The 10,133-nt window shown below is 62.8% G+C and carries 8 protein-coding genes; 5 read left to right on the top strand and 3 right to left on the bottom strand.

Annotated elements, in window-relative coordinates; translation table 11 throughout:
- A partial coding sequence (locus H2Z84_RS12440) for a nucleoside triphosphate pyrophosphohydrolase family protein (protein ID WP_181836261.1) occupies window positions 1-389 on the top strand: 389 nt, incomplete at its 5' end.
- A gap of 72 nt (window positions 390-461) precedes the next feature.
- On the top strand, window positions 462-1,010 hold the full coding sequence (locus tag H2Z84_RS12435; protein ID WP_181836260.1) for a cytochrome b: 549 nt from the start codon (window positions 462-464) through the stop codon (window positions 1,008-1,010).
- Between the two features lie 53 nt (window positions 1,011-1,063).
- Here the strand turns inward: H2Z84_RS12435 and H2Z84_RS12430 are convergent, their stop codons facing one another.
- Complete coding sequence (locus H2Z84_RS12430) at window positions 1,064-2,581, bottom strand: MFS transporter (RefSeq protein WP_181836259.1); 1,518 nt, start codon at window positions 2,579-2,581, stop codon at window positions 1,064-1,066.
- 92 nt (window positions 2,582-2,673) lie between these two features.
- Here H2Z84_RS12430 and H2Z84_RS12425 point away from each other — a divergent pair, with 92 nt between their 5' ends.
- A complete protein-coding gene (locus tag H2Z84_RS12425) occupies window positions 2,674-3,582 on the top strand; it encodes a LysR family transcriptional regulator (RefSeq protein WP_181836258.1) in 909 nt (302 codons plus the stop codon).
- A 49-nt stretch (window positions 3,583-3,631) separates the two neighbouring features.
- On the opposite strand, the gene H2Z84_RS12420 is transcribed toward H2Z84_RS12425, so the two are convergent.
- Together H2Z84_RS12420 and H2Z84_RS12415 are read right to left on the bottom strand one after the other, a co-directional pair.
- Window positions 3,632-5,221: an MORN repeat-containing protein gene (locus tag H2Z84_RS12420; protein ID WP_181836257.1), complete on the bottom strand. Its 1,590-nt coding sequence runs from the start codon at window positions 5,219-5,221 to the stop codon at window positions 3,632-3,634.
- A 155-nt stretch (window positions 5,222-5,376) separates the two neighbouring features.
- Entirely contained in the window at window positions 5,377-6,357 is a 981-nt protein-coding gene (locus H2Z84_RS12415; protein WP_181836256.1) for a LacI family DNA-binding transcriptional regulator, read from the bottom strand.
- A gap of 240 nt (window positions 6,358-6,597) precedes the next feature.
- On the opposite strand from H2Z84_RS12415, the gene ptsP reads away from it, so the two are divergent.
- Together ptsP and pfkB are read left to right on the top strand one after the other, a co-directional pair.
- Window positions 6,598-9,102 (top strand): phosphoenolpyruvate--protein phosphotransferase, encoded by a 2,505-nt coding sequence (gene ptsP / locus H2Z84_RS12410; protein ID WP_181836255.1) that lies wholly within the window; start codon window positions 6,598-6,600, stop codon window positions 9,100-9,102.
- Window positions 9,099-10,055, top strand: a complete 957-nt coding sequence (gene pfkB, locus H2Z84_RS12405) for a 1-phosphofructokinase (RefSeq protein ID WP_181836254.1) — start codon at window positions 9,099-9,101, stop codon at window positions 10,053-10,055. Before ptsP ends, pfkB begins: the two co-directional genes overlap by 4 nt.
- Window positions 10,056-10,133 lie beyond the last annotated feature (78 nt).

The following is a 10,133-nucleotide window of genomic DNA, read 5'->3' as shown; positions in this document are numbered from 1 at the left end:
TAAGAGACAGCCCCGGGCTCTACCCCGATACCCTGCCGATGTGGGAAAACATGCTGCACGAAGAAATGGCCGAGTTTCTGCAGGCCTTGCAGGATTTCAGGCAACTTGATGGCTGCAGTAGGGATGAACAACAGCGCCGCATGGCCGAGCTGACCGCAGAAGGCGTGGATGTCCTGAACGTGCTCACCGGCCTGCTACTGTCGCAAGGCATGCCGCTGGAAGCCATGACCGAGGCCATCCACCAGGCCAATCTGCGCAAGCAGATAAATGGCAAGGTGGTGCGGCGTGCCGATGGCAAGATCCTGAAACCAGAGGGCTGGCAGCCGGCCGACAAATGCGGCGTCATTCACGCTGCCTTGCAACATGCCAAAGGCAAGGCGCAAGATTAAGTCTGGTTTAATACTGTCTGGCTATGATATGAGCAGATCACACCAGACATTCCCCACGCGGAAGGGACTAGCATGCTAAAAAATTCACAACACAGTTATGGCCGTCTGGCCCGCGCCTTTCACTGGCTGGGTGCACTGGCAGTCATCGCGGCCCTGGCCTTTATCGAATTCAAGGACATCGCCCCGAAAGGCAGCCCGCTGCGTGACTTTCTGAAATCCGGCCACTTCCAGGCTGGCGTCATCGTCCTGTTGCTGGTGCTGCCGCGCCTGCTGTGGCGACTGGCCAACCGGGTGCCGGACATCACCCCGGCGCCGCAGCCTGCTGCCATGCTGTTCGCTCATGCCGCACACTGGCTGCTGTATGGCCTGATGCTGGCGCTACCCATCCTGGGGATTGCCATCGTGCAGGGCAATGGCAAGGACGTGGTTTTCCTGGGTAGCACGCTGCCGGTATTCTTCTCGCTGGGCAAGGAAACCGCGCACAATCTGAAGGAAATTCACGAAGCGCTGGGCAACCTCATGCTGTGGCTGGCCATCTTCCATGCAGCAGCCGCAGTATGGCACCACCGCTTCGTCAAGGATGACACCCTCACCCGCCTGACCGGGCCGCTGCGTCCCTGAACGATTCCACCCTACCAAACCCGGCCATGCCGGGTTTTTTATTGTCTGCGTGCTTAGCGCAGATCGCGTTGCAACAGGGCAAACAGCATGGCCAAAGCAGACAACAGGCCCAATGCCAGAAAAGCATGATCACAGGCCAGCAGCACGGCCTGGCGTGAAACCTGGGCCGACAGTTCTGCCAAACTGGGCAGATCAAGCCCGACGCCTTCCTGACGTAGCGTCACCCCATCCAGTCGGCCCAACAGCGCCAGCCGCGCCTCCGCCTCGCCAGCTTGCAGCTGCAACGTGGCCAGGCCGGTTCCCAGCGCACCGGCCAGTTCACGCATGATGTTTTTCAGTTGGTAAGCATGGGCAAAATCTTCCACCTGCACCTCGGCATAGGTCATGGCGGCGATCTGCAATACCGACAATACCGGTACCAGCCCATGCAGCAGAATGGCTGGCAACAGATTGGCCAGCGCAGCCCCCGGCATGGCCGCCTGCGCCAGCCACAGACAACACAGCGCCAGCAAGGCAAAGCCGATGGCCAGTACATGGTGACGACGGGTCAGCCAGCGGCTGGCATACAAATAAGCCACGGCCATCAACACCGTCACCATGCTGCCCATGCTCATGGCCCAACCGGCAGTGACAAAATCAAAGCCCAGCCCGCGTTGCAACAAGGCCGACAAGAGGTAAGACCAGATTCCGTTGCACAGGTAATAAAGCGCATAAAAAGCCAGCCCCATCAGATAACGCCGTCGCAATACGGCATGCAGCTGCAACCAGGGGTCCGGGTGAGTATGGCTGCGCCGCCAGGCCAGGCCCAACAACAGTGCACCGCCCAGCAAGGCCAGCCACATGCCGGGCCGGGCCGCAAAGCGCAAGAAGCGCAAATCCTCCAGCGTGTGCAAGACCAGCAAGGCACCTGCGCCCAATGCCACCACAGCGATCCAGTCCAGCTCTCCCGCCTGTGTGCGGCTGGGCGCTCCGGCATGACGCGGATAGCTCAGGCGTACCAACAACAGCAATACCGGCACAAAAGCAGCCTGCAAGCAGAAAATGGCCTGCCAGCCCCAGTCCTCCACCAAGAGGGCTGACAACCACGGCGAGATGCCGGACAAGCTGAACAAGCCCAGCAGGAAGCCGTACATCAAGGGCTTGCGCTCTCTGGGCTGCGCTACCAGCTGCAACAGAATGCGCGAGGCGGTAAACAGCCCGCCGCCGCCCAAGCCTTGCAACAGCCGCGCCAGCGCCAGGCTGGTGATGCCCTCGGCCAGGGCGCAGCCCACACTGCCCGCCATGAACAGCAGCAAGGCCCACTGGGTGTAGCGGCGATAGCTGATCAGCGTGGCAAACCGCCCCAGCAGCAAATTGACCAGCACCGCCCCCACGGCAAAGCTGGTGAGCGCCCACAGATACTCCTGCGGCGCTGCCGACACCCCGCCCTGAATCGCCCCACCGGCCACGCCCATCATGCTGACCGCGACAAAGTCGGCCCCGGTCACCAGGCCCAGCGTCAGACCAAACAGTCTCACCTGCCAGGGACGGCATTCCGGGTGAGCTTGCAATAACACGGGGTAAGCAGTCATCAAACAACAAACCTTGGGCAGGAGGAGGGATCGCGCCGACTATAAACACCATGCTATGTTGAATAAACCGTCAATATTGAAATAATTATTCAATGTCACGTACAAACGATTGGAATGACTGGTATCTGTTTAGCTGTGTGGCGCAGCTCGGCAGTTTCAGCCGGGCCGCCGAACGGCTGCAACTGCCCAAATCAACTGTCAGCACCGCCTTGACGCGGCTGGAAGGAAAGCTGGGTACACGCTTGCTGGAGCGCAGTACTCGCCACCTGCGGCTGACCGAGGCAGGCTTTCATTTACTGGAGGAGATCAGCCCGCTATTTGCCAGGCTGGAAGATGTGGCCGACCACCTGCAAGGTCTGGCCGAGGCACCGCTCAGCGGCACCTTGCGCATTGCTGCGCCATACGAATTCGCCAGCTTGCACCTGAGCCCGGTGCTGTGCGACATCATGCAGGCACATCCGGGCCTGCATATCGAAGTGGATGTCATCAGCAATCAGACCGACCCGCTGAGCAGCGGACATGACCTGAGTTTCGTGATGACCAGCCAGCCCTTGCCCGACTCAAGTCAACTGGGCAAGCGCCTGTACACCCTGCAACAAGGCCTGTTTGCCGCACCATCACTACTGGCTGCACGCGGCAGGCCACAACATCCGTCACAGCTACAGGACTGGCCCCTGTTGGGGGCCGCCAGCGCCCTGCCCTGGGTATTCCAGCATGCCGACGGCAGCCACTACACCTTGCAGCAGGCGCTGCATCTGCAAACGGCCAATGCCGGCTTGCGCCTGCAGGCAGCCATTGCCGGGCGTGGCGCCTGTCTGGTCTCGCGTAATTTCGCCGCCCAGGCTAGCGCCAGCGGCCAGCTACAAACGGTATTACCCGACTGGAAGCTGCCAGCACTGAAAACCTATGCGCTGGTGCCCAATCGCAGCTTGCTGCCCACCAAGACACGGCTGCTGCTGGATGGGCTGGAGCAGCGCTTTGCCCGGCAGGAGACGCCGTAGAATCACCCTGCCGGACTGAACCAGGGCCTGTGCGCCCCGAGCACCCACATTATTCAGCCAGCTCGGGATTCTGGCGTACGGCACAATCCCGCAGGCTGTCTGCCAAACCATCCTGCTGATTAGCACGGGCCCACCTGGCCATCTTGATTTGTGCCACAGGGTCGCCCTGCAGGGCCGCACGCCAACGCAGGCTGTCGATTAAGGACAGCGCGTCCGGGCTTGCCGTCTCGCCATCGTAAGTACTCTGCATCTGCAGCACATCAGCCAGTTTGTTGTAAGCCGCCGGAACCTGATGACTGGCCAGCCATTGAATCATCGGCATGGCGTCCTCCCACATTTCGTCGTCCAGCATCAGCGATGCCAGCCTGGCGGCTGCACGCCAATTCCCCAGCTGCGCCGCCTCGACATAGGCCAGTTTCTGATGGTTGCCTGCCGGCAGGGTGGCAGCCTCGGCAAAAGCCAGCTCAGCTTGCAGGCTCAGGGCAGGCTGATAAGCCTGGCAGGTAAACGGCCGGCTGGTGATCCTTGCCTGTGGCAAGGCCGACCATTTGCGATGCTCCGCCAAGATAGCGTCGATACTGCTTGCCGGGTCGTTCTGGGCTGCTTTCGTCCACGCTCCCACCTTCTCCCTGAACAGCGCCTGCTCGCTGGCTGCGGCTTTCTGCTGGGCGCGGAATTCATCATCTGCACTGCTGCCGGAACGGATCTGGCGCATGCAGGCCTGCAATGCTTTTACCGGGCGCTGCCAGCAGTCCGCCTGCGCCTCCCATTCCCAAAAATATCCACTGGGCAAACTCATGCGATAGCTTGTCCCGCCTGCGGGGTCGGGGACGATAAAGGCACGCCCCTTGTTATCGACCACTCCGCGAGACAACAGCTTGCCGCCGGCATCACTCCAGGCATAGGGCATCCCGCTCATCGGCGCATTTCCCTCGGTACTTTGCATCATGAGCAGATAAGGACGGACTCCTGCCTTGGCCTCGCGCTGGGCTTGCTGGGCAAAAGCGGCCTTGCGCTTTGCCACCAAGGGGAGGCAATCGGCCTCACTGGCACAGGATAATTGCGGGGAACCACCTTCCCACCAGCCGGAGATCAGGAAGAACTGGCCTTGCCATGCCCCCAGCCGGCGCTTCTGGGCATCGGCAATCAGGCTCTCGTATGCAGCACGCGGCAGCGACACGCGGCCGAATCCTGCAAGCTGTCCACGATGGGCACGGCCAGCAAAACGCGTACCGGACTGGCAGCTTTCCTCGAATTGCCCTTCCATTTCGCCACGCACAAAACTGCCACGCACAGTACAGACATCATCGTGATCAGCCGTCTTCAGCACGCCGTCGCTATGGAAGTTGCCCTCTTGCATTTCCCCATCGAAATGCAGCCGTTCCTTGCCGTCATCGGTCACCGTCAGGCTTCCCTTACCCACCGCCTTGTCATTCTGGCAGGCCCCGGTCCATTTGATCTGGCGACTGGCTGATGCTTCCTGCTGCACGTCAATCCACACCTTGCACCCCGCTGGCTCACTACTGGCCCAATGGCTGTCGGCATCGTCAGCCGTGTCAGCGCAGGCAGGCTGTGCCATAAGCAGCGGCAGGCTTAGCACGGCACCCACAATCAGCTGCTGATATTTCATCTTTGACATGTCATCACTCACGAAAAATGGACTCCAGCCAAGCCAGCCCGGGCAGGGGCAAAAGCACGCTGGATAAAAAAATGGCCTCATCATGCATACATCATGATCAAGGCCATTGTCATTGTCACGTGATGAGGGCTTGCCACCACCCATTCAGCAGTTCGCTAAGCCGATGTCGATCCCCGCACCACCAGCCGCCCGGACAGCACCACCTTGCGCGCGCTGCGCGCCGGGTCTTCCAGCCGTTCCAGCAGCATTTTCATGGCGGTGCGGCCAATGTCGTACACCGGCTGCTCGATCACCGTCAGGCCGGGGCCAGCCAGCTCGGTCCAGTTGTCATTGTCAAAACCGGCCAGCGCCAGCTGCTGTGGAATGGCAATGCCAGCGGCACGGGCACCGCGCAGCATACCCAGCAGCACCAGACCATTGCTGGCGATCAGGGCCTGCGGCACGGCAGGCTCGGCCAGCCAGGCGCGCATGGCCTGTTCGGCGGCCTCCGGCGTGGGGGCAATAAAGCGCGCTTCGGCCTGCAAACCGTGCCGCTGCATGGCCGCCAGCACCCCGGCATAGCGCTCGGCCCCGGTGGTACTGGTATTGCCAAACAAACCACCAATGCGCTGATAGCCCTGCGCCAGCAGATGCTCCACCAGCAGGCTGGCCGCCTCGGCATTGTCCAGCACCACGGCATCGGCGTGGCCGGGCGGGGCGGCACGATCGATCAGCACTACCGGAAAGCCCAGCTGCTGCGGGTCCAGCTTCTGTGCCGTGGCACGGGTGGGGGCAAAGATCACGCCAGTCACCCGCTCCTCCTGCATCAGCCGCAGATACATGGCTTCTTTTTGCGGGTTCTCGTCGGTATTGCACAGGATGACGCGCATGCCCACCGCGTAGGCCGCGTCTTCCACGGCACGGCTGACCGCAGTAAAGAAGGGGTTGCGGATGTCCGACACAATCAGCCCGATGGTGTGGCTGTGCTGTGAGCGCAAGCGCCGCGCCGACAGATTGGGCAGATAGCCGGTGGCGGCCACGGCGGCTTCCACCTTCTTGCGCAGTTCATCGCTGACCGGGCCATCGCCCAGCGCACGTGACACCGTGGCTACCGAAACACCTGCAGCCAGGGCAACATCCTTGATGCGTACGGTCATTTTGCAATCGTTTTCAGTCAGATTGTCGTGATCCTGCATCAAGTCAAAAAGCTTTGCAAGCCTTTAATTACAAGGATCATTAGCAAGTAAGATGTTGTTTGATCAAGATGATCTACGATCAATATTGACAGGTGTTGTGTAATCGATTTCAATGCCATCAACGCAACGCCAGACAATAGCCAGCACCGCCCCTTTTTGGGTGCAATGCAGCAAAATAACAGTACCAGGAGACCACTCCCGATGTCGCACGACCTGATCCATCCGGAACTGATTTGCCTTGCCACGGCACCTGCCAGCAAGGAAGACGCCATCCGCCAGGCCGGCCAGCTGCTGGCCCGCGCCGGCTGTATCGATGCCGCCTATATCGACAGCCTGCTGGCGCGTGAAGCCGTGGCCAACACCTTCCTGGGGCATGGCGTATCCATTCCGCACGGCATGGTGGAAGACCGCCACCTGATCAAGCGCACCGGTATCGCCATCCTGCAGATTCCGCAGGGGCTGGAGTGGAATCCGGGGCAGGTCACCCACCTGCTGTTTGCTATTGCCGCCCAGTCGGACGAACACATCCAGCTGCTGCGTCGTCTTACCCGCCTGCTGCAGGACGAAACCCGCCTGCAGCAGCTGTTTGCCACCAGCGATACGCAAGAGCTGATCGCCGCCCTGTCCGATAGCGCGGCCGCGCCGGCCCAGGCAGCTACCGCAGCCGGCGACCTGGCCGAACAGTTCGAATGGGTGGTGGACTACCCCAACGGCCTGCACGCCCGTCCGGCCACCGCCTGGGTGGAAACCGCCCGTCAGTACGCCGCACAAGTGCAAGTACGCCATGGCCACCATGTGGCCGATGCCAAAAACATGATTTCCCTGCTGCAACTGGGCTTGCAACGTGGCGACCGGCTGGTGGTATCGGCCGAAGGCAACGATGCCGCTGGCCTGCTGCAAGCCCTGCAAGGGGTGATGAGCCGCCTGACCGCACAGGAACAGACCGACGCAGCCCTGGCCGCGCAAAAAGCCCAGGCCCAGCGCAGCGAACACAACTGGCAGCCGCCCGGCCACCCGCTGGAAGTGGCCGGCATCAGCGCCAGCCCCGGTCTGGCGATTGGGCAGGTACATGTGCTGACCCACGGCCTGCCGGCCATTCCCGATCACCCGCTGGCCCTGGCCGAAGCCGGTGACAAGCTGCATGTCGCACTGGCAGAAACCCGCGCCGAACTGGCCAAGCTGGCCGAAGACACCGCCCAGCGCCTGGGTAATGCCGAAGCCGCCATTTTCAAAGCGCAGGCCGAACTGCTGAGCGATACCGACCTCATCACCCTGTCCTGCCAGCTGATGGTGGAAGGCCACGGCGTGGCCTGGTCCTGGCATCAGGCGGTGGAACGGCTGGCCGACCGCCTGGCCGCGCTGGGCAACCAGCTGTTGGCCGCCCGTGCGGCCGACCTGCGCGACGTGGGCCGCCGCGTGCTGGGCAAGATCGACCCCAGCCTGCAGGCCACCACCCTGGCCGAGCTGCCGGACAACTGCATTCTGCTGGCTAGCGATTTATCGCCGTCCGATACCGCCGGGCTGGATACCAACAAGGTGATTGGTCTGGCCACCGCCCAGGGCGGCCCCACTTCGCACACCGCCATTCTGGCGCGCACGCTGGGCCTGCCGGCACTGGTAGCTGGTGGCCCCGGCCTGCTTGGCGTCGCCAATGGCACCGCCGCCATTCTGGATGGCCAGAGCGGCCGGCTCTACCTGAGCCCGAGCGAACTCGACCTCAAATCCGCCCGCGAGTGGATGGCGCAACAGCAACTGCGCAAAGAGCGCGAAGAAGCCGAACGCAGCCTGCCGGCAGAAACCCGCGACGGCCACCGCGTGGAAGTGGCCGCCAACGTCAACCGCCCGGACCAGGTGGCTGCGGCCATTGCCTCTGGCGCCGAAGGCGTGGGCCTAATGCGTACCGAGTTCCTGTTCCTGGAACGTGACGACAGCCCAGACGAAGCAGAACAACTGGCTACCTATCAGGGCATGCTGCAGGCACTGGAAGGCCGCCCGCTGATCGTGCGCACGCTGGATATCGGCGGCGACAAGCAAGTGCCCTATCTGAACCTGCCGCATGAGGAAAACCCCTTCCTCGGCATGCGTGGTGCCCGCCTGCTGCTGCGCCGCCGCGACCTGCTGGAACCACAACTGCGCGCACTATACCGCGCCGCCCGTGGTGGTCAGCCGCTGTCCATCATGTTCCCGATGATTACCTCGCTCAAGGAAATCACCCGCCTGAAGGGCCTGTGTGAAGGCATCCGCCGCGAGCTGGATGCCCCGGTGGTTCCGATCGGCATCATGGTGGAAGTCCCTGCCGCCGCCACCCTGGCCGACAAGCTGGCCGAGCATGTGGACTTTTTCTCCATCGGCACCAACGACCTCACCCAGTACGCTCTGGCCATCGACCGCCAGCATCCGGAACTGGCGGCAGAAGCCGACAGCCTGCACCCCGCCGTGCTGCGCCTGATCCACCAGACCGTACAGGGTGCAGCCCTGCATGGCCGCTGGGTAGGTGTGTGCGGCGGCATTGCCGGCGACCCCTTCGGTGCCGCCCTGCTCACCGGCCTGGGTGTCAACGAACTGTCGATGAGTCCGCGTGACGTCGCCAGCGTCAAGGCCCGCCTGCGCGGCAGCGACTTTGCCAAGCTGGCCGCACTGGCGCAGCAGGCACTGGATTGCGATAGCGCCGAAGAAGTCCGCGCCTTGCAGAGCCTGCTGTCATGAATAGCCCGCTGATCACCATTACCCTGAATCCGGCCATCGACCAGACCGTCTGCGTGCAGAATTTTCAGCCCGGCGCAGTCAACCTGGCGCTGTCCAGCAGCAGCAATGCCGGCGGCAAGGGCGTCAACGTTGCCAGCTGCCTGGCCGACTGGGGCTTGCCGGTGCTGGCCACCGGCCTGCTCGGCCGCAATAACAGCGAGGCTTTCGAAGCCCTGTTCAAGGACAAGGGCATTGCCGACCGCTTTATCCGTGTGGCGGGCGATACCCGCGTCAACATCAAGCTGTCTGATCTGGCCAATGCCAGCACCACCGACATCAACCTGCCCGGCCTGACGGTGGGCGAAGCCCAGTGGGAACGCCTGCTCACCCTGCTGGCGGCAGACATCAACCCCGGCAGCCAGATCGTGCTGGCCGGCAGCCTGCCGCAAGGGCTGGAGCCGGAGCGGCTACCGGTGCTGATCGGCAAGCTGCGCCAATGGGGCGCGCATGTGCTGCTGGACAGCAGCGGCCCGGCACTGGCCAGCGCACTGGCCGCGCCACGCGCCAGCCTGCCGGACTGCATCAAGCCGAATCGCCACGAACTGGAGCAATGGGCGGGACGCCCCCTGCCCACCCTGGACGATGTCCTCGCCTGCGCCCGCCAACTGCAACAGGCCGGCGTGGCCGAGGTGGTGGTGTCGCTGGGCGAGGAAGGCGCGCTGTTTGTGCTGGACAGCAGCCCGGCGCTGCTGGCGCGACTGCCGGTACAAAACCCGCTCAGCACCGTGGGTGCAGGTGACGCACTGGTAGCCGGCCTCAGCGCTGCGCGCCACCAGCGACTGGCAGGTGAAGACCGTGCCCGGCTGGCCGTGGCCTTTGCCACTGCCAAGCTGGCGCGCATCGGCCCACACCTGCCGGCACGCGACCAGGTGGAACAACTGGCACGGCAAGTGGAAGTGCAGCACTTGCAGTAAGAGCGGTTAACAAAATAGCGCAGCATTCCTGAGGCAAGGCGCGCCGACGCAGACAGTACAAGCAGTACGACCAGGAGG

It is taken from the genome of Aquitalea aquatica (genome assembly GCF_013911085.1).
Taxonomy (GTDB): domain Bacteria; phylum Pseudomonadota; class Gammaproteobacteria; order Burkholderiales; family Chromobacteriaceae; genus Aquitalea; species Aquitalea aquatica.
Note: the sequence above shows the minus strand (reverse complement) of the source record. Positions and strands in the feature narration are given on the sequence as shown.

Bases quoted from the DNA above. Each gene is read 5' to 3' on its own strand.
- H2Z84_RS12435 (WP_181836260.1), top strand. From the start codon at position 462: ATGCTAAAAAATTCACAACACAGTTATGGCCGTCTGGCCCGCGCCTTT.
- pfkB (WP_181836254.1), top strand. From the start codon at position 9,099: ATGAATAGCCCGCTGATCACCATTACCCTGAATCCGGCCATCGACCAG.
- ptsP (WP_181836255.1), top strand. From the start codon at position 6,598: ATGTCGCACGACCTGATCCATCCGGAACTGATTTGCCTTGCCACGGCA.
- H2Z84_RS12430 (WP_181836259.1), bottom strand. From the start codon at position 2,581: ATGACTGCTTACCCCGTGTTATTGCAAGCTCACCCGGAATGCCGTCCC.
- H2Z84_RS12415 (WP_181836256.1), bottom strand. From the start codon at position 6,357: ATGACCGTACGCATCAAGGATGTTGCCCTGGCTGCAGGTGTTTCGGTA.
- H2Z84_RS12425 (WP_181836258.1), top strand. From the start codon at position 2,674: ATGTCACGTACAAACGATTGGAATGACTGGTATCTGTTTAGCTGTGTG.
- H2Z84_RS12420 (WP_181836257.1), bottom strand. From the start codon at position 5,221: ATGTCAAAGATGAAATATCAGCAGCTGATTGTGGGTGCCGTGCTAAGC.